Source organism: Streptomyces sp. NPDC005393 (genome assembly GCF_040606675.1).
Classification (GTDB): domain Bacteria; phylum Actinomycetota; class Actinomycetes; order Streptomycetales; family Streptomycetaceae; genus Streptomyces.
The window spans coordinates 208,494-227,434 of the sequence record NZ_JBEXFG010000001.1; the positions used below are offsets into that span (position 1 = coordinate 208,494).

Sequence of the window (18,941 nt, forward strand, 5' to 3'; positions counted from 1 at the left end):
AGATAACGGGCGATCCCCGTGGAGCGCAGGAGCGGTACGCCGGGCCGGACAGTAGCGACCGGGGAAGCGGGACGGGCTCATGGGCGCGCGGAAAAGGGCGCGTGACATGGGCATGTACATCCAGAAACGATTCGACCGCTTTCGTTGGTAACGCGACGTTTCCCAACACCACTGCAACGGGAACTCGCTCGTTCTTGGAGCGCGCGTCCGGTAGAACAGACGGCTACACCCCCTTATCCGGGGCTCAGGGCGCGTGTGCGACGCGCCCGGCGTCCGTATCTCGTCCCACTATGGCGACGATCTGCTCAGTGGGAACCGGACGCGGTGCCCGCCCGCTCCGAACCTGGGGCGGCTACCCTCGACAGAAAACGACAAAGGGGTCAAACAGTGGCAGCGGAGATGGTGAATCCTCGCAGCGACAGCACAAGCGGCAGCGACGAAGGGGCTGAAGGAGTGACCGACGGAGAGCCCTTCGATCCGGCCTTCGCGCTTCACCGCGGCGGCAAGATGGCCGTCCAGGCGACCGTGCCCGTGCGCGACCGGGACGATCTGTCCCTCGCCTACACACCGGGCGTCGCCAAGGTCTGCAGCGCCATTGCCGAGCAGCCCGAGCTGGTCCACGAATACACCTGGAAGTCCCAGGTCGTCGCCGTGGTGACGGATGGCAGCGCGGTGCTCGGGCTCGGCGACATCGGCCCGGAGGCGTCCCTTCCGGTGATGGAGGGCAAGGCCATCCTCTTCAAGCAGTTCGGCGGCGTGGACGCGGTGCCGATCGCGCTCGACTGCCGGGAGGTGGACGAGATCGTCGAGACCGTCGTCCGGCTGGCGCCCTCGTTCGGCGGCGTCAACCTGGAGGACATCTCCGCGCCCCGCTGCTTCGAGATCGAGCGCAAGCTCCAGGAGCGCGTGGACATCCCGATCTTCCACGACGACCAGCACGGCACGGCGGTCGTCACCCTCGCCGCGCTGCGCAACGCCGCCAAGCTGACCGACCGTTCCCTCGGGCAGCTGCGCGCCGTGATCTCCGGCGCCGGCGCCGCCGGGGTCGCCATCGCCCGGATCCTCACCGAGGCGGGCATCGGCGACGTCGCCGTCTGCGACCGCAAGGGCATCGTCTCCCCGGACCGCGAGGACCTCACCGACGTCAAGCGCGAACTGGCCGGCTTCACCAACAAGGCCGGTCTGACCGGATCACTGGAGACCGCGCTGGACGGCGCCAACGTCTTCATCGGCGTCAGCGGCGGTACGGTGCCGGAGGACGCGGTCGCGAAGATGGCGCCCGGCGCCTTCATCTTCGCGATGGCCAACCCCAACCCGGAGATCCACCCGGATGTCGCGCACCAGTACGCGGCCGTGGTGGCCACCGGCCGCAGCGACTACCCGAACCAGATCAACAACGTGCTCGCCTTCCCCGGCATCTTCGCGGGCGCCCTCCAGGTCCGGGCCTCCCGGATCACCGAGGGCATGAAGCTCGCGGCCGCCGAGGCGCTGGCCGCCGTGGTGGCCGACGAGTTGAGCGCGGACAAGGTCATCCCCTCGCCCTTCGACGACCGGGTCGCCCCGGCCGTCACGGCGGCCGTAGCGGCGGCCGCCCGCGCGGAGGGCGTGGCACGCCGCTGACCCTTCGGGGCGCGCGGGGAGGGGGCCGGGGCAAACCCCCGGCCCCCTCCGCCGTCCATCCCCCGGCTGCGGCCGGGGGGAGGGGCCCGGCGGGGCCGGCCGGCATGCCGCCCGGCCGGGTGGCACCCCGGGTACCGCCGGAGGTGGGCGGCGGGGCCGCGCCCGGGTACCGCCGGAGGCGAGCGGTGTCACACCTCGGTGTGGTTCCATCGCGTCGCCGGCGCGGCCTATCGTCGGGATCATGTTCGCTGCCTACGCCGCACGTATTGACCCTGACCAGCCGCTGAGCGGCCTTGAACTGGGGGAGCGCCCCGAGCCGGAGCCGCGCCCCGGCTGGACGACCGTGAGCGTCAAGGCCGCCTCGCTCAACCATCACGACCTGTGGTCGCTGCGCGGCGTCGGCCTCGGCGAGGGGTCGCTTCCGATGATCCTCGGCTGTGACGCCGCGGGGATCGACGAGGGCGGCAACGAGGTCGTCCTTCACTCCGTCATCGGGCAGAGCGGCCACGGCGTCGGCCCGCACGAGCCCCGCTCCATCCTGACCGAGCGCTACCAGGGCACCTTCGCGGAGAAGGTGACGGTCCCGACCTGGAATCTGCTGCCCAAGCCGAAGGAGCTCTCCTTCGAGGAGGCCGCCTGTCTGCCGACGGCCTGGCTGACCGCGTACCGCATGCTGTTCACCAACGCGGGGGTACGCCCCGGCGACAGCGTCCTGGTCCAGGGCGCGGGCGGCGGCGTGGCCACCGCCGCGATCGTGCTGGGTGCCGCCGCCGGGCTGCGGGTCCTGGCCACGAGCCGTGACGGGGCGAAGCGGGCACGCGCCGTGGAGCTGGGCGCCGAGGGCGCATACGCGCCGGGGGAGCGGCTGCCGCACCGCGTGGACGCGGTGATCGAGACGGTGGGCGCGGCGACCTGGTCGCATTCGGTGAAGTCGCTCAAGCCGGGCGGCACGCTGGTGATTTCGGGTGCCACCAGTGGCCCCAACCCGCAGGCCACCGAGCTCAACCGGATCTTCTTCCTGGAGCTGAAGGTCGTCGGCTCGACGATGGGGAGCAAGGACGAGCTGGAGGATCTGCTGAGCTTCTGCGCCGCGCGCGGGGTACGGCCGGTGATCGACTCGGTGCTGCCGCTGGACCGGGCGCGCGAGGGATTCGAGAAGATGGCGGGTGGCGAGCTGTTCGGCAAGGTCGTTTTGACGGTCTGACGTACGACCAGCGAACATTTTTGGCGCGATTTCCACCCCCTGCGCTCAGTTCCGGAAAATATTGGTAACTCTGCGTGATGGCTCTGATGCTCACCGGAGTGGATGGGGATGCTGGTGTCGGGGGATGCTATGTCTGCTTCGGTACCACCGCTGCCAAAAATCGAATCGCTGGTCGACGCGCCCGAACAGCTCATCCCGCTGCCGCCCGCTCGGCGCGGCCCGGCTCCACAGATCCTGCTGACCCAGCTCGAAGAGGGCCCGGAGGCGGGAAACATCGCCGACGGTCTGTGCGGGCGCTATAGCGCGGGCGGCACCGCCCGTATTCCCGTTCGCACAAGTGGCGGGTGGGCTCGCGGGCCCGCGGCGGGAGCGGGTGGGGGACACGGCGAGCCAATATCGTGCATACGGCGCCGGGGAAGTGCGCGCCCGCCAAGAAGGCGGCGGTGACCGGCGATCCCGGCGACATCCACAGCCAAGAATCCGAGCGAGCGATTCGCGCAGAAATTCAAGGGCGCCCGGCAGATCTGGTATCCCCTCGATCCCGCTCCCGCCGCTCCTCCGTCCGGGCAGAACGATGAAGGGGACGAGTGGGTATCCAATCCCACCGGGATGGCCGCGAGCATATGCCGGAGACTCAAAGAGGAACCGCGCACGGTGGTCTACTGGGCCGCCCGGTCCAATGAATTCCAGGATTTCCTCGACGCGTTCGGCAACGGCACGTCATGCAGGGGCCAGGCGACCGTCCTCGGTGGCAACGACGTCACCAATGCGGTGGTCGAGGAACAGCGCCCCACCGTGCAGCGCTCGGGGCTGCGGCTGTACTACGCGGCGCATGCCCTGCCGCAGGACGATCCGCCCAATGTGATGGGCATCGTCTTCCGCGATCGTGCGCAGGCACGTACGGGAGCGACCTGTGGAGCAACGAGGGGCAGACGCCGCTCGCCTGGGACGCCCTCAGGCCGCTCTCCGAGGCGATCAACTCGGCGCACCAGGACGTGAGCCCGGCGCCCCTCGGGCGGGGCACGGTGCAGTTCGCGCTGGAGAAAGGGGGCGGCGGGACGGACGGGGTGCGCGGGGCCACCGGATCGCTGGTGTTCGGGCAGAACGGCAAGGTCCCCGCGGACAAGCGGCTGCTGATCCTCCATGACCGGGCGAGTGCGGCACCGGAGGTGGCGCTGGAGTGCGGGTCGGGATACGGGACAGCGGCGTCGAGAGGACGACGTGGGGTCCGGGCGGCAGGTTCTCCTGCCCGCGCGATGAGCGCGACGACTGATCAGCCCTCGGCGGGGGCCGTGATCAGCCCTCGGTGGGGCCGTGGGCGGGGCGGTCGTCCGGGCCGTCGGTGAACGCCCATCCCGTCCAGCGGACCACATCGATCGCGATCACCGGCCCTCGTGGCGGCCGCTCGGTGTACTGCGGGTACTTCTCGACCAGCCGCTCCACCGCTCTCTCGCGGTCGGCCGCGGACTCGTCGGGAAGCACCCGCGCCCGGCCGTCGGCCCGCACCCACCACAGCCGCCGCCAGTCCTCCTCGTAGTGGTCCACGAGCAGGGAGACCCCCGGATGGGCCCGGATGTTGTGCAGCCGCCGCAGGTCCTGATGGCGCTTGGGCTTGTCGTCCACGGCGGTGACCACCCTCTCCCCGTCGAGCGCGAAGGTGGCAGGGACGATATGCGGCTGCCCGCCCTCGTCGGTGGTGGCCAGCCGCAGCACCCTGGCACGGGTGAACCGCCGCCGGGCTACGTCGATCTCCAGTCGCATGCGGGGAGGCTACTGTGGCGCGCTCTCCGGATGGCTGAGGCTCCGCCGGAAGCGGTAGCGCCGGATCTCGGCGCGACGCCGACATCGGGCCGGGCCGGATCGGGCTTCAACCGCGCGTCAGGTCAAGCGTCGTCAGCCCCACGGCTCCGGCCATCGGGACAGGACCCAGGCGTACGACACCCGCACCGCGGCGATGCCGAGCGTGCTCTGCGTGGGCAGCATCCCCGACTCGAAGACGCCGCCCAGCAGCGGCCCCGTCAGCTTCGCCAGCCGTTCCGCCAGGCGAAGTAGCTGGGCCGGCGTGACGCGACGTCATAGCCGAGGGCCGCGGCCCCTTCGAACGCCTGCGGGGCGAAGTAGAGGCTGGCGTGGATCGGTTCCAGCTGGTGCCACGTGCGGCGGGCAAGCGCCCGGTACTCCGTTTCACTGGGCCACCTCTCAAGGGGAGGGACAGGGCAGTGGAGCGAGGAAGCACGGCGGGGGGAGACGGAGCTTACGCCTTCGCCTGCCCGCGCAGCAGGCTGTTGATCCGCACCGCGGTCGCCGCCAGCCGGCGGTGGGCGTCGGCCAGATGGGCGTCCGTCACTCCGTGGTCCCGGGCGGTGTCGCGGATGTCGTCGCGGAACCGGTCGAGCAGCCGGTCCAGATCGCGGGCGGGGTCGCCGGACGGGGTGAAGTCCCGGGCCCACTCGGGTTCGTCCGCCTCCGCCCGGTCACCCTCGCGGTCCTCGGTCCGGCCGGCCCCGACTGTGCCGTCCTTGGCCTCGCCGCCCTTGGTGCCGCCGCCCGGCTTCGGCTCGTCCGCCCGCTCGACCGTGACCTTCGTCGGCCCGGACGGCTCGTCTCCCCAGTCCCAGCCCGCGTCCGCGTCCGCGTCCGACGAAGCGGCGCCCTGCCGGGAGATACGGCTCATCCCGCGCGATACCTCGGCCAGCCCCTCCCGGACCGCGCGCTGCCAGTCGCCCGACCGGATGTGCGCCTGCGTCTGCTCCTGAAGGCGCCGGGCGATCCGCTGGACCTCCTCGCGCGCGAACTCCTGCGCGTCCCTGGCCTGCTTACGGGCGCGCTGTGCGTCCTGCCTGGCCCGCCGGCTCTCCTCCTTCGCCCGGCGCGCCTGCTCCTTCCACTCCTCCTTGGCGCGCCGCATCTCCTCCTTCGCCTGCCGCCACCCCTCCTTGTCGCCCCAGGCGCTCTCCCACTGGCCGTGCTTGCCCTCGGCGTCGCCGGACGTACGGGCCCGCTGCGCCGCCTCGCGCATCTCGCGCCGCAGGTCGTTGGCCGAGCCGCGGACGTCCTCCCGGATCTCGGCGGCGAGCTCGGCGACCGACTCGCGGATCTCCAGCTCCAGATCGGCCAGCTCGCCGCCGCGGTCGGCCAGTTCGGCGCGTCCGGCGTCGGTGATGGAGTAGACCTTGCGCCCGCCCTCGGTGGTGTGGGTGACCAGGCCCTCGGCCTCCAGCTTGGCCAGCCGCGGATAGACGGTGCCCGCGGAGGGCGCGTACAGCCCCTGGAACCGCTCCTCCAGCAGCCGGATGACCTCATAGCCGTGGCGCGGCGCCTCGTCGAGCAGCTTGAGCAGGTACAGCCGCAGCCTGCCGTGGGCGAATACGGGGGGCATCAGAGAACCTTTCCCTGGGGACCGTCGGTGGTGTCCGTGGCCGCGTCGTCCTCGGACGGCGGGCGGCGCAGCAGCGCTATGGCGCCGGAGACGGTGGTGGCCTTGAGGCTGCCAGTGCCCGCGCCGAGCCTGCCGGTGATCCTCTTGGCGCCCCACTGGCCGCTGACCCGCAGATCGTCGAACGCGTTGGAGACGGCGCCGCTCGCGGTGTGGGCCTCGACCTCGGCGTCGGCGGGGTGCGGCAGCCGGATGGCGATCTCGCCGGAGACGGTGGTGAGGCTGATGTCCGAGCATGTCGGGGTGGGGGCCAGGTCGAGCACCATATTGCCGCTCACTGAGTCGGCCCGTACGGCAGGTCCCGAGCCCTCGACGACGGTGAGGTCGCCGGAGACGGAGTTGAAGCGCAGAGAGCCGGTGACGGCCTGGGCCTCGACCCGCCCGGAGACGGTGCCGGTACGGACCGGCCCGGTCAGCCCGAGCAGGGTGAAGTCGCCGGAGACACCGCGCAGGTCGGCGCGGCCGGTCAGCCCGGAGACCACGGCGGAGGCCCCGATGACGCCGACGGAGGCGCTGGTGCCGGCGGGGACGGTGAGGGTGACATGGACGGCACGGTTCCAGTGGCCGAGCCACGTGCGGAAGCTCTTCCAGTGGAGGTCGTCGTACGCGACGCTCAGAGTGCCGTTCTTGTGGGTGACCGTCAGCGGCGGGCCGTTGATCTCCGAGACCTCCAGACGGGCGGGTCCCGCGCCGTTGCCCACCACATTGACCGTGCCGCCCGCGATGCGCACCTCCAGGGTGGCGACGGGGCCGTCGAAGGTGAGCTTCTGTGGTTCGGTGATCGACCACTGTGATCGGGCTGACATCCCTGGCCTCCCCTGGCTGGACGTATGACGCAACATATCGTGTCTCCCCTAGACACGATATATCGCGGACGGCGGGAGTCAAGCCCGACCCGGCGTCCGGCCCGGTGCCTGGCCCGGTGCCCGACCCGGTGCCCGGCTCCGCGCCCGGCCCGTCCGGCGTGTTCGGCCCGTCGGCACATTCCGGTATCAGGGCGCATGTATGTCACAACCATGGTTTCCGTGTGATGTGAGTCGCCTTCTCCAAGGAAAATCCCGTTCGAGAGATTTCTGCTAGAGCACCACTAGAGCCCTGGTAGAGCGTCATGGAGAGCGAATGTTCGAGGCTGTTACCTTCGTGGCCTCGTAATCGGGAAGGAAGAGGGTGGTGAGGGTAATGGCGTCACAGCCCTTGAAAAACTCGGCACCAGAGGAATGCCAGGATCTGCGTTCCGTCGCCCGGCTACTGCTGCGGGCAGCGCACGATCACCCCGATGCGGGGGTGCGTTACGTGTCCGGGCAGGCGGCCGAGGATTCACAACGCCAGACCTATCCGGAACTTCTTGAATCAGCCCTTGAGTTCCTTGCCGCGCTGCGGGACCGCGGGCTGCGGCCATGTGACAAGGTGGCCCTGCTCCTCGACGGACAGTCGGAATTCCTGACGGTCTTCTGGGCGTGCGTGCTGGGCGGGTTCGTCCCCTGTCCCATGGTGCCGGTCCCCGGCGACCCGGCCCGCTGGGCCACCCAACTCGCCCATGTGAACCAGCTGTTGGAACGTCCCCTGCTGGTCACCACCGAGGCGATGCGCGCCGAGCTGCCCGAGGTCCCCGGGCTCGCGGTGGCCGCCGTGGAGGAGCTGCGAGACGTCGCCGCCTCATCCGGCGCCGCCTCATCCGGCGCCGCGCGCCGGCAGCAGCCCGAGGTGCACTCCGCGGCGCCGGAGGATCTTGCCCTGCTGGTGCTGACCTCCGGCTCCACGGGGAATTCCAAGGCGGTCATGCTCACCCATGGAAATATCCTGGCGTCCATGGCCGGAAAGGCGGACAAGCAGCGCCTCACCGCCGCCGACACCACCTTCAACTGGATTTCCTACGACCATGTGGCCGCGCTTCTGGAAGCGCATATGCTGCCGCTGTACGTAGGTGCAGAGCAATTGCATGCGGAGGCATCGGTCATTCTTGAGGAGCCGCTGAGGTTCCTCCGTATTATTTCCCGTCACCAGGTGACGATGAGCTTTACCCCGAACTTTCTCCTCGGCCCGCTCAACTCCTCGGCGGGGGAGATAGCGGAGGAAATATCGGCGGGCGGTGAAAGGCTCGATCTCAGCGCGCTGCGCCATATCGTCAGCGGGGGCGAGGCGAATGTCGTCGCGACCGGCGAGGCATTCCTTGAGAACTACGCCCCGTACGGTCTGCGGGAAACCGCGCTCTGGCCCGCCTTCGGCATGACCGAGACCTGCGCCGGCAGCATCTACAACCGCGAATTCCCCGCCACGGACGCGGGCCAGGAGTTCGCCAACCTCGGCACCCCCGTGAAGGCCCTGCGGATCCGGGTCGCCGACGACGACAACCGGGCGCTGCCGCCGGGCGAGGTCGGCGAGCTGCAGCTCAGCGGGCCGATGATCACCAGCGGCTACTACAACGACGAGGAAGCCACCCAGGAAGCCTTCACCCCCGACGGCTGGTTCCGCAGCGGCGATCTGGGCCGGATCGACGACGGGCGGCTGACTCTCGTCGGGCGCAGCAAGGACAGCGTCATCGTCAACGGCGTCAACTACTTCAGCCATGAGATAGAGGCGGCGCTGGAGCAGCTCGACGATGTGGCGGCCGGCTATGTCGCGGCCTTCCCGACCCGCCGGCCGGGCAGCGACACCGAGCAGCTGGTGATCGCCGTCAGCCCCGGGGTGGCGGACGGCGACGAGCCGGGGCTGTATCGCTTGATCTCCGCGGTGCGTTCCACCGTCGTGATGCACTGGGGCTTCCGGCCCTCCCTCATCCTGCCGCTGCCCGAGGACGCGTTCCCCAAGACCAGCCTGGGCAAGACGCTGCGCCGGCGGATGCGGATCCGGCTGGAGTCCGGCGGCTTCGACGATGTCATCGCGTACGTCGCGGAACTGACCACCCGGCAGCTCGGCGGCCACACCCCGCCGCGGGGCGAGACCGAGCGGGAGCTCGCCGAGATCTACGCCGAGATGTTCGACACCGACCCCGAGCGGATCAGCGCGACCGCGAGCTTCTTCGACCTGGGCGGCACCTCGCTGGACATTCTGCGGCTGCGCCGCCATGTCACCCGGCGCCTGGGCGTCGCGGACCTGCCGATCATCACCGTCCTCACCGCTCCGTCGGTGCGGCAGCTGGCCGCTCGGCTGGCCGACGGCGGTTCGCCCGCCTCCGGGGCGTACGACCCGATCGTGCCGCTGCAGACGGGCGGCGAGAAGACCCCGCTGTTCTGTGTGCACCCGGGCGTCGGCGAGGTCCTGGTCTTCGTCAACCTCGCCAAGTACTTCGTCGGCGACCGGCCCTTCTACGCGCTGCGCGCCCGCGGCTTCAACGAGGGCGAGAAGCCCTTCGGGAGCTTCGAGGAGATGGTGGCCTGCTATGTCGAGGCCATCCGCGCCCGGCAGCCGCACGGCCCGTACGCGATCGCCGGCTACTCCTACGGCGGTGCGGTGGCCTTCGAGATCGCCAAGGCGCTGGAGGCGGCGGGCGAGCGCGTCGACTTCGTCGGCAGCTTCAACCTTCCGCCGCACATCACGTACCGCATGGAGGAGCTCGACTTCGTCGACACGGCGGCCAACCTCGCCTTCTTCCTCGATCTGATCAACAAGAAGCAGTCGATCGACCTCCCCGACGAGCTGCGCCCGCTCCCCAAGGAGGAGCAGCTCGCGCACCTGCTGCGGATCGCCCCGCGGAACCGGCTGGCCGAGCTCGATCTGGATCTGGCGAAGTTCTCCGCCTGGGCGGAGCTGGCCAACGGCCTCACGTACCTCGGCCGTAGCTACCACCCCACCGGCACCACCCGGTCTATGACGGTCTTCTACGCCATCCCGCTGCGCGGCACCAAGGAGGACTGGCTGGAGAACGAGCTGCGCAGGTGGGACGAGCACACCACGGAGCCCAACCGGTACATCGACGTGCCCGGTGAGCACTACACCCTGATGGGCCCGCAGCATGTCGCGGCCTTGCAGGCCATTGTGCGCAAGGAGCTCGACCGTGCGCTGGGCGACGCCGACCGGTCCCGGACGGACCAGGCACAGGCCCCACGGGGCCAGGCTTAAGGAGAAGAGCAGGGTGGAAGGCAAGAAGATCCTGGTCACCGGCGGCACCGGGCAGGTCGCCCGGCCGGTGGCCGAGGCGCTGGCCGAGCGCAATGAGGTGTGGTGCCTGGGCCGGTTCGGCACCCCGGGTGTCGAGAAGGAGCTGACCGACCGCGGGATCACCACATTCCGCTGGGACATGGACGATCTGGGCACGTCGTCGTACGAGGGGCTGCCCACCGACTTCACCCATGTCATCCACTCGGCGGTGCGGCGCGGTGAGGACGGCGACTTCAACGCCGCCGTCGAGGTCAACTCGGTCGCCTGCGGGCGGCTGATGACCCACTGCCGGGACGCGGAGGCGTTCTTGTACGTCTCCACCGGCGCCCTCTACAAGCGGCAGACCCTCGACCATCCGTACGCGGAGGACGACCCCATCGACGGGGTGGCCGACTGGCTGCCGGCCTACCCGGTGGGCAAGATCGCCGCCGAGGGCGCGGTGCGGGCGTTCGCCCGGGTGCTGAACCTGCCGACCACCATCGCCCGGCTCAATATCGCCTACGGGCCGGGCGGCTATGGCGGCGTGCCGATGCTCTACTTCCGGCGGATGCTCGCGGGCGAGCCGATACCGGTGCCGAAGGAGGGCCAGAACTGGTGCTCCCTCCTCTACACCGACGATCTGGTCGCCCAGGTCCCCAAGCTGTGGGAGGCCGCGTCCTCACCCGCCACGCTGGTCAACTGGGGCGGTGACGAGGCAGTCGGCATGACCGACTGTGTGCGCTATATGGAGGAGCTCACCGGGGTGCGGGCCACGCTCGTCCCGAGCGAGGTCACCCGGGAGACGTACCAGTTCGACCCCACGGGGCGCCGGGAGATCACCGGCCCCTGCCGGGTGCCATGGCGCGAGGGTGTGCGCCGTACGCTCCAGGCGCTCCACCCCGAGCACCTCGCGCCCCAGCACACCGTCTGAGCCGCCGCACACCGTCCGAGGAGACGCGAACACCGTGGCATCACAGAACATCGAGGCCATCCGCCGGTCCTACGCGGGATTCCGGGACCGCGACATCGAGGGGATCCTGTCGGGGATGCACCCCGATGTGGAGTGGGTCCATCCGGAGGGGATGGCCGCGTACGGCCTTGGCGGCACCAAGCTGGGGCATGCTGGGATCAAGGAGTTCCTCGCGCATGTCCCGACCGTGCTGGGCGGGATGAAGCTCGCTCCCCAGGAGTTCATCGAACAGGGCGACCGGGTCGTGGTCTTCGGCACCCGAGAGGTCACCTCGCGCCGTGGCACCACCGTGACCCTGGACTTCGTCCACTCGTGGACGATGCGGGACGGCAGGGCGACGCGGATGGAGGACATCTTCGACACCGTGGCGTTCCACCAACTGATCGAGAGCTGAGAACCCCCGCCGGGTCACAGGCCGGTCCGCACCCGCCGTGGCGGGTGCGGACCGGCCGCCCGCGCGGGGCGCTCAGACGGTCGTGACGACCTCGTCGTACTCCAGCCGCGGCAGCCGGCCCATCCAGGCCTCTGGCCCCGGCTTGCCGATGTTGACCACACAGACCGCCGCGTGCCGGCCGTCGCCGAAGAACTCCTTCGAGACGGCGGCCTGGTCGAACCCGATCATGGGCCCGGCCGCGAGCCCGGCGGCGCGGACGCCCAGGACGAAGTACCCCACCTGCAGCGCGGTGTTGAACCGGGCCGAGGTCTCCCGGGCGGCGGGCTCCGCGAAGATGTCCTGCGGGTTCTCCATGAACGGGACGAGCCGCGGCAGCTCCTCGTGGAAGTCCAGATCCGCCGCCAGCACCGCCACCAGCGGCGCCTTCGCCGTCTTCTCCTGGTTCCGCCCGGTCATATGCGACACCAGACGGGCACGCGCCTCCTCCGAGCGCACCAGCACCACGCGCAGCGGCTGCTGGTTCATCGAGGTGGGCGCGTACTTGACCAGTTCGTAGATCGCGCGGACCTGGTCGTCCGTCACCGGCTCGGCGGTGAAGGTGTTCGCCGTACGGGCCTCCAGGAACAGCTGGTTCTGCGCCTCCGGCGCCAGGGTGAGGTGGAGCAGGGCCGCGCTGTTCTCAGGTGCGCTCATCGAGCTCTCCCATGTCACGCGCTTGTCGCGCGGGCTGAATTAATTGGACTGGACGGGCTAGTCCAGCGCGATGAGGGAAGGTTAGACTCACAGGTCCACCCAGGGCAAGACCGGGTCAGAGCGAGGAGGTTGGACCGTTGCGGACGGACAACGGTCCCCGGCGCAGCGCCGCGGGACGCCCGGCGGGCCCCCAGCCCGCCAAGCGGCAGGCGATATTGGAGGCGGCCGTGGCCGTCTTTCTGCGCGAGGGATACATGCGGGCGAGCGTGGACGTCATCGCCGACGAGGCCCGGGTGTCCAAGCAGACCGTCTACAACCACTTCGGCGGCAAGGAACGGCTGTTCATCGCCGCCGTGGACGGCGAGCGGGAGCGGGTGGCCGCCGGATTCGCCGCCGACTCCCCGTACGCCCCCGAGCGGCACGACGACGCCGACGCCCGTACGGCGCTGACCGCCTTCGGCCACCGGGTGCTCGCCGTACTCCTGGACGAACGGGCCTCCGCCCTGCGCCGCCTGGTCATCGCCGAGGTCGCCCGCCACCCCGCCCTGCGGCCCGCGTGCGCGGAGGGCGAGCCCCGGCAACTGGTGAAATACCTCACCGAGATGCTCGGCCGGCGCACCGACCGCGGGGAGCTGAGCGTCCCCGATCCCGCCACCGCCGCCCAGCAGTTCGTGGCCCTGCTCGTCCAGCAGGGCCTCTATCAGTCGATGTACGGCACCCGCCCGATCGCCGACGGCGACGCCGCGGCCATCTGCGAGAAGGCCGCGGATCTGTTCGTCCGCGCCTACCGCATATGAAGCGTGAAGAGGTGGCACCCATGCGTGTGAACGTTCTCGGACCGCTGACGCTGCGCCATGGCGCTCTCTCCGGAGTGCCCAGCGCGATGAAACCGCGCAAGGTCCTGTCCCTGCTGGTGCTGGGCGACGGCCGGATGGTGCCGGTGCGGTCGCTGATGGCCGAGCTGTGGGGCGACCAGCCGCCGCGGACCGGGCTGACCACGCTGCAGACGTACATCCTGCAGGTGCGCAAGCTGCTCGCCCAGGTGCTCGGCATACCGTCGGCCATGGTCGCCAGGGAGGTGCTGCAGACCAGACCCGGCGGCTACGCCTTGGTGCTGCGCCCGGGGCAGCTCGACGTCCACGACTACCGGAATCTCGTCACCGAGGGCGAAGGCGCCCTGGAGGCCGGCCACGAGCGGGCGGCCGACGCGGCCTTCCGGCAGGCCCTCGCCCTCTGGCAGGGCCCGGCCCTGGTCGACGTCACTCCGCTCGGCCGGCCGCTCCAGGCCGAGGTGGCCCGTCTTGAGCAGTCCCGGCTCACGGTCACCGAGCGCGGCATCGAGACCCGGCTGCGGCTCGGCGGCCATCTGGAGGCGCTCAGCGATCTCGCCTCGCTCGTCGTGGAGCACCGCTTCCACGAGGGCATCCACGGCCAGTACATGCTCGCCCTCCACCGCTCGGGCCAGCGAACCCGCGCCCTGGCGGTCTATCAGCGGCTGCGCATGGCGATGACGGAGGAGCTGGGCCTTGAGCCGTCGGCGAAGCTCCAGCGACTCCAGCAGGCGGTGCTGGCCTCCGACCCCCGGCTCGACCACGAGGTGGGGACGCCCGGGCGCGGGCCGGCGGTGGCGTAGGAGGGCCGTGTCACCGCCGCGGGCCGGGCACTGGTCGTGGCCGCTACGGCACGGCCGACGAGGACGGAGGCCATGCGGCCTGAGCCTCCTCGGCCGGCCTTACCCGCCGTCCTCAGACGTCGTCGTCCTCCTCATCGAGCCGAGCCAGCCACGTCGCCAGCCGCTCCACCGGCACCTCGAAGTCCGGGTTCAGGTCGACGAACGTCCGCAGCTGCTCGGCGAGCCACTCGAAGGTGATCTCCTCGTGGCCGCGTCGCTGCTCCAGCTCCTCAATGCCGCGGTCGGTGAAGTACACAGGGTCGCTCCGGAAGGGGTGAGGTGGATCTACCAGCCCAGGATATGCGGCCCGGGCTGCTTGGTGCTCCGCCACAGAGGTGCCCCCGTCCGTGCGCCGAGACGTATGGACGGGGGCGCAGCGCACGAGCGGCTATGGACCGCTCGGCCTGTCGCTCCGGAGCGCAAGCGGGTAGCGGACGGGGTTTTCCAGAAGCACCACGAGGTCACCGCGAACCACCCACCGACTTCCACGCCCGCTTCGCCCCTGGGCCTCCGGCTCCCCGGTGTCCACTGGGACAGCGAGGGGTGGCTCGCCACCACCGACTCGTGGGCGTACGTACGCGACGGCGCCGTCCACCAGTGGGGTCCCCGCGACCTGTTCACCGAGCTGGAGCGCGCATGCCGGTGGTGGCGGGAGTCGGGGTCGCCTGAGCTGTACGACTTCGGCCTCACCGTCACCGCCGGCGGGCAGACCGCCTGGCTCGGCACCCCGGGGAGCGGCCGGTCCTGGGATCTGTAGCGCCTCCGTGCCCGTGCGAGAACAATGGGCCGAGCGCCGCGAGACGCAGGCCGCGCGTGACGGTATCCGCCCGGTCCGGGACTTCGAGCCGTTGCTCATCTGATCGGCCGCTACGCCGGAAGGCCCGGCTCCCGCGCATCGCGGGGACCAGGCCTTCCGTACGTACGAGGCGGGCGGGTCAGATCTCGAAGACCTCGGCCACCAGCGCCTGCTGCTCCGCCTGGTGCCGCTTGTTCGACCCCACCGCCGGCGAGGACGAGTGCGGCCGGGAGACGCGGACCAGCCGCTCGGCCGCGGGGACGTCCGCGCCGACCGACAGCTCCAGGTGGTCGATCAGGTTGAGGGCCATGAACGGCCATCCGCCCTGGTTCGCCGGCTCCTCCTGGGCCCAGACGAACTTCTCCACGTTGGTGTACTTGGCGATCTCGGCCTGCACCTCCGCGCCGGGCAGCGGGTACAGCCGCTCCAGGCGGATGATCGCCGTGTCCGTCGCACCGCGCTTCTTCCGCTCCGCGATCAGGTCGTAGTAGACCTTGCCGGAGCAGAAGACCACCTTGCGGACCGCGGCCGGGTCGGCCGTCTCGTCACCGATGACCGGCCGGAAGGCGCCGGTGGTGAACTCCTCGGTCTTCGATGCCGCGGCCTTCAGACGCAGCATCGACTTCGGGGTGAAGACGACCAGCGGCTTGTGGTGCGGGTTGTGGACCTGCCAGCGCAGCAGGTGGAAGTAGTTCGACGGCAGCGTCGGCATGGCGACCGTCATGTTGTTCTGCGCGCACAGCTGGAGGAAGCGCTCGATCCGGGCCGAGGAGTGGTCCGGGCCCTGGCCCTCGTAGCCGTGCGGCAGCAGCAGCGTGACGCCGGAGGTCTGGCCCCACTTCTGCTCGGCCGAGGAGATGAACTCGTCCACGATGGTCTGCGCGCCGTTGACGAAGTCGCCGAACTGCGCCTCCCACATGACCAGCGACTCCGGCCGGGCCAGCGAGTAGCCGTACTCGAAGCCCATCGCCGCGTACTCGCTCAGCAGCGAGTCGTAGACGTTGTAGCGGGCCTGGTCCTCGGAGAGGTAGAGCAGCGGGGTGAAGTCGTCGCCGGTCTCGCGGTCCACCAGCACCGCGTGGCGCTGGCCGAAGGTGCCGCGGCGGGAGTCCTGGCCGGCGAGCCGGACCGGGGTGCCCTCCATGAGCAGCGAGCCGATGGCGAGGGTCTCGCCCATGCCCCAGTCGATCGTGTCGTCCTCGATCATCGACGCGCGCCGCTGGAGCTGCGGGAGCAGCCGCGGGTGGACGGTGATCCGGTCGGGGATGTTGACCTGGGACTCGGCGATCCGCTTGACGACCTCCTGGGAGATCGCCGTGTTCACCGCGACCGGGAACTCCGGCTGCGGTTCGGGGACCGCGGGCTGGGCCGGGGCGGAGACCACGTCACGGACCTCGGTGAAGACCTTCTCCAGCTGGCCCTGGAAGTCCTGCAGCGCCTGCTCGGCCTCTTCCAGGGTGATGTCGCCGCGCCCGATCAGTGACTCGGTGTAGAGCTTGCGCACCGAGCGCTTCTTGTCGATCAGGTCGTACATCAGCGGCTGGGTGAAGCCGGGGTTGTCGGTCTCGTTGTGACCGCGGCGGCGGTAGCAGATGAGGTCGATGACCACGTCCTTGTTGAACGCCTGGCGGAACTCGAAGGCCAGACGGGCAACGCGGACGACGGCCTCGGGGTCGTCGGCGTTCACATGGAAGATCGGCGCCTCGATCATGCGCGCCACGTCGGTGGCGTACATCGAGGAGCGGGACGCGGCCGGGGCGGCGGTGAAGCCGACCTGGTTGTTGATGACGATGTGCACGGTGCCGCCGGTGCGGTAGCCGCGCAGCTGCGACATGTTCAGCGTCTCGGCGACCACGCCCTGGCCCGCGAAGGCCGCGTCGCCGTGGAGCTGCACCGGCAGGACGGTGAAGTCGGTGCCGGCCTTGCCGATGATGTCCTGCTTGGCGCGCGCGACACCCTCGACGACCGGGTCCACCGCCTCCAGGTGGGAGGGGTTGGCGGTGAGCGAGACCTTGATCTGCTCGCCGTCGAGGCCGGTGAAGGTGCCCTCGGCGCCCAGGTGGTACTTGACGTCGCCGGAGCCGTGCATGGACTTCGGGTCGAGGTTGCCCTCGAACTCGCGGAAGATCTGCGCGTACGACTTGCCGACGATGTTGGCGAGGACGTTGAGCCGGCCGCGGTGGGCCATGCCGATGACGACCTCGTCCAGCCGCGACTCGGCGGCCGCGTCCAGCACGGCGTCCAGCAGCGGGATGACGGACTCGCCGCCCTCCAGCGAGAACCGCTTCTGGCCGACGTACTTCGTCTGCAGGAAGGTCTCGAACGCCTCGGCCGCGTTGAGCCGGCGCAGAATCCGCAGCTGCTCCTCGCGCTCGGGCTTGTCGTGGCCTCGCTCGACGCGGTCCTGGATCCACTTGCGCTGCTTCGGGTCCTGGATGTGCATGAACTCGATGCCGGTGGTGCGGCAGTACGAGTCGCGCAGCACGCCCAGGATGTCGCGCAGCTTCATCATGGACTTGCCCGCGAAGCCGCCGACCGCGAACTCGCGCTCCAGGTCCCACAGGGTGAGCCCGTGCTCGATGATGTCGAGGTCGGGGTGCTTGCGCTGGCGGTACTCCAGCGGGTCGGTGTCGGCCATGACATGGCCGCGGACCCGGTAGGCGTGGATCAGGTCGAAGACGCGCGCCGCCTTGGTGACGTCGTCGTCGTGCGAGACGTCGATGTCCCTGAGCCAGCGGACCGGTTCGTAGGGGATGCGCAGCGCCTTGAAGATCTCGTCGTAGAAGTCGTTCTCGCCGAGCAGCAGCTGGTTCATGATCCGCAGGAACTCGCCGGAGGCGGCGCCCTGGATCACCCGGTGGTCATAGGTGCTGGTCAGCGTCATGACCTTGGAGATGCCCAGCTTGTTCAGGGTGTCCTGCGAGGTGCCCTGGAACTCGGCCGGGTACTCCATGGCGCCGACGCCGATGATCAGGCCCTGGCCGGGCATCAGCCGCGGCACCGAGTGGACGGTGCCGATGCCGCCCGGGTTGGTGAGGGAGGCCGTGACGCCGGTGAAGTCGTCCATCGTCAGCTTGTTCGCGCGGGCGCGGCGGACGATGTCCTCGTATGCCTGCCAGAACTCGAAGAAGTTGAGCGTCTCGGCCTTCTTGATCGCCGCGACGACGAGCTGGCGGTCGCCGTTGGGCTTGACCAGGTCGATGGCGAGGCCGAGGTTGATGTGCTCGGGCTTGACCAGGGTCGGCTTGCCGTCCTTCTCGGTGAACGAGTAGTTCATCGAGGGCATCGCCTTCAGCGCCTGCACCATGGCGTAGCCGATGAGGTGCGTGAAGGACACCTTGCCGCCGCGGGCGCGCTTGAGGTGGTTGTTGATGACGATGCGGTTGTCGAACAGCAGCTTGACCGGGACGGCGCGCACGGAGGTGGCCGTCGGCAGCTCAAGGCTCGCGTTCATGTTCTTCGCGACGGCGGCGGAGGGGCCGCGCAGCGTCACGAACTCCGGACCGGCGGGCGCGGCGGGCTCGGCCGGCTTCGCGGACGGCGTCGGCTCGGCCGGGGTCGGCTTGACCGGGGCGGGCTTGGCCGGTGCGGCCTTGGCCGGCGCCGGGGCGGCCGGGGCCGCGGCGGCGGGCTTCGCGTCCGCGGGCTTGGCCGCCGGTGCGGCGGGCGCGGCGGGCGCGGGCTTGGCCGCCGGTGCGGCGGGCGCGGGCTTCGCGGTGGCGGGCGCACCCGCCGCCGGTGCAGCCGGGGCGGCACCTCCGGTTACTGTCTGTGGTGGCGCGGCCACCGCGGAGCCGGTGTCCTGGCCCGGCTTGTAGTCGGCGAAGAAGTCCCACCAGGCTCGGTCGACCGAGTTCGGGTCCTGGAGGTACTGCTGGTAGATCTCGTCGACGAGCCACTCATTGGGTCCGAAGGCAGCGGCAGGGTGACTTCCCTGTCCGTCCTGCTCGTCGGTCGAGATGCTCGAAGTGTTGGGGGACTGTGGCGACACGGCGGCAACCGCCCTCTTCCGCTTCCTAAGGTGGTGGACAGCGGGAATTAAGGCTACGCCCCTTGGACCCTTACGTGCAGGCCGCACT

General features: G+C 70.2%; 15 protein-coding genes. 9 read left to right on the plus strand and 6 right to left on the minus strand.

Annotated features, from left to right (window positions below; all coding sequences use genetic code 11):
* The first annotated feature begins 387 nt into the window (after positions 1–387).
* The 3 genes from ABZS71_RS01055 to ABZS71_RS01065 all read left to right on the plus strand — a co-directional run bounded on the left by ABZS71_RS01055 (position 388) and on the right by ABZS71_RS01065 (position 3,823).
* Complete coding sequence (locus tag ABZS71_RS01055) at positions 388–1,620, plus strand: NADP-dependent malic enzyme (RefSeq protein ID WP_356206424.1); 1,233 nt, start codon at positions 388–390, stop codon at positions 1,618–1,620.
* A gap of 241 nt (positions 1,621–1,861) precedes the next feature.
* Entirely contained in the window at positions 1,862–2,824 is a 963-nt protein-coding gene (locus tag ABZS71_RS01060) for a zinc-binding dehydrogenase (protein ID WP_356206426.1), read from the plus strand.
* A 654-nt stretch (positions 2,825–3,478) separates the two neighbouring features.
* The gene (locus tag ABZS71_RS01065; RefSeq protein ID WP_356206429.1) at positions 3,479–3,823 is read left to right on the plus strand and encodes a hypothetical protein; all 345 of its coding nucleotides are present in this window, start codon (positions 3,479–3,481) and stop codon (positions 3,821–3,823) included.
* A gap of 297 nt (positions 3,824–4,120) precedes the next feature.
* Here the strand turns inward: ABZS71_RS01065 and ABZS71_RS01070 are convergent, their stop codons facing one another.
* From ABZS71_RS01070 to ABZS71_RS01080, 3 genes are all read right to left on the minus strand, one after another.
* Positions 4,121–4,585, minus strand: coding sequence for a TIGR03668 family PPOX class F420-dependent oxidoreductase (locus tag ABZS71_RS01070; protein ID WP_356206431.1), 465 nt, complete (start codon positions 4,583–4,585; stop codon positions 4,121–4,123).
* A 493-nt stretch (positions 4,586–5,078) separates the two neighbouring features.
* Entirely contained in the window at positions 5,079–6,203 is a 1,125-nt protein-coding gene (locus tag ABZS71_RS01075) for a helix-turn-helix transcriptional regulator (protein WP_356206433.1), read from the minus strand.
* Positions 6,203–7,066 (minus strand): DUF4097 family beta strand repeat-containing protein, encoded by an 864-nt coding sequence (locus tag ABZS71_RS01080; protein ID WP_356206435.1) that lies wholly within the window; start codon positions 7,064–7,066, stop codon positions 6,203–6,205. The genes ABZS71_RS01075 and ABZS71_RS01080 overlap by 1 nt, the downstream gene beginning before the upstream one ends.
* Before the next feature lie 373 nt (positions 7,067–7,439).
* Here ABZS71_RS01080 and ABZS71_RS01085 point away from each other — a divergent pair, with 373 nt between their 5' ends.
* The 3 genes from ABZS71_RS01085 to ABZS71_RS01095 are packed head-to-tail and all read left to right on the plus strand — an operon-like array spanning position 7,440 to position 11,701.
* Positions 7,440–10,319 (plus strand): non-ribosomal peptide synthetase, encoded by a 2,880-nt coding sequence (locus ABZS71_RS01085; protein WP_356206438.1) that lies wholly within the window; start codon positions 7,440–7,442, stop codon positions 10,317–10,319.
* 13 nt (positions 10,320–10,332) lie between these two features.
* Positions 10,333–11,268 (plus strand): NAD(P)-dependent oxidoreductase, encoded by a 936-nt coding sequence (locus ABZS71_RS01090; RefSeq protein ID WP_356206440.1) that lies wholly within the window; start codon positions 10,333–10,335, stop codon positions 11,266–11,268.
* A gap of 34 nt (positions 11,269–11,302) precedes the next feature.
* Positions 11,303–11,701 (plus strand): nuclear transport factor 2 family protein, encoded by a 399-nt coding sequence (locus ABZS71_RS01095; RefSeq protein ID WP_356206442.1) that lies wholly within the window; start codon positions 11,303–11,305, stop codon positions 11,699–11,701.
* A 72-nt stretch (positions 11,702–11,773) separates the two neighbouring features.
* Here ABZS71_RS01095 and ABZS71_RS01100 read toward each other — a convergent pair whose 3' ends face one another.
* The gene (locus tag ABZS71_RS01100) at positions 11,774–12,394 is read right to left on the minus strand and encodes a malonic semialdehyde reductase (protein ID WP_356206444.1); all 621 of its coding nucleotides are present in this window, start codon (positions 12,392–12,394) and stop codon (positions 11,774–11,776) included.
* 137 nt (positions 12,395–12,531) lie between these two features.
* Here ABZS71_RS01100 and ABZS71_RS01105 point away from each other — a divergent pair, with 137 nt between their 5' ends.
* Together ABZS71_RS01105 and ABZS71_RS01110 are read left to right on the plus strand one after the other, a co-directional pair.
* Positions 12,532–13,191: a TetR/AcrR family transcriptional regulator gene (locus ABZS71_RS01105; protein WP_356206446.1), complete on the plus strand. Its 660-nt coding sequence runs from the start codon at positions 12,532–12,534 to the stop codon at positions 13,189–13,191.
* Positions 13,192–13,211: 20 nt separating this feature from the next.
* Positions 13,212–14,027, plus strand: coding sequence for an AfsR/SARP family transcriptional regulator (locus ABZS71_RS01110; RefSeq protein ID WP_356206449.1), 816 nt, complete (start codon positions 13,212–13,214; stop codon positions 14,025–14,027).
* 112 nt (positions 14,028–14,139) lie between these two features.
* Here ABZS71_RS01110 and ABZS71_RS01115 read toward each other — a convergent pair whose 3' ends face one another.
* Positions 14,140–14,322: a DUF6104 family protein gene (locus tag ABZS71_RS01115; protein ID WP_355854469.1), complete on the minus strand. Its 183-nt coding sequence runs from the start codon at positions 14,320–14,322 to the stop codon at positions 14,140–14,142.
* A gap of 105 nt (positions 14,323–14,427) precedes the next feature.
* Here ABZS71_RS01115 and ABZS71_RS01120 point away from each other — a divergent pair, with 105 nt between their 5' ends.
* Positions 14,428–14,823, plus strand: coding sequence for a hypothetical protein (locus tag ABZS71_RS01120; protein ID WP_356206452.1), 396 nt, complete (start codon positions 14,428–14,430; stop codon positions 14,821–14,823).
* 178 nt (positions 14,824–15,001) lie between these two features.
* Here the strand turns inward: ABZS71_RS01120 and ABZS71_RS01125 are convergent, their stop codons facing one another.
* Positions 15,002–18,853 (minus strand): multifunctional oxoglutarate decarboxylase/oxoglutarate dehydrogenase thiamine pyrophosphate-binding subunit/dihydrolipoyllysine-residue succinyltransferase subunit, encoded by a 3,852-nt coding sequence (locus ABZS71_RS01125; protein WP_356206454.1) that lies wholly within the window; start codon positions 18,851–18,853, stop codon positions 15,002–15,004.
* Positions 18,854–18,941: the final 88 nt, after the last annotated feature.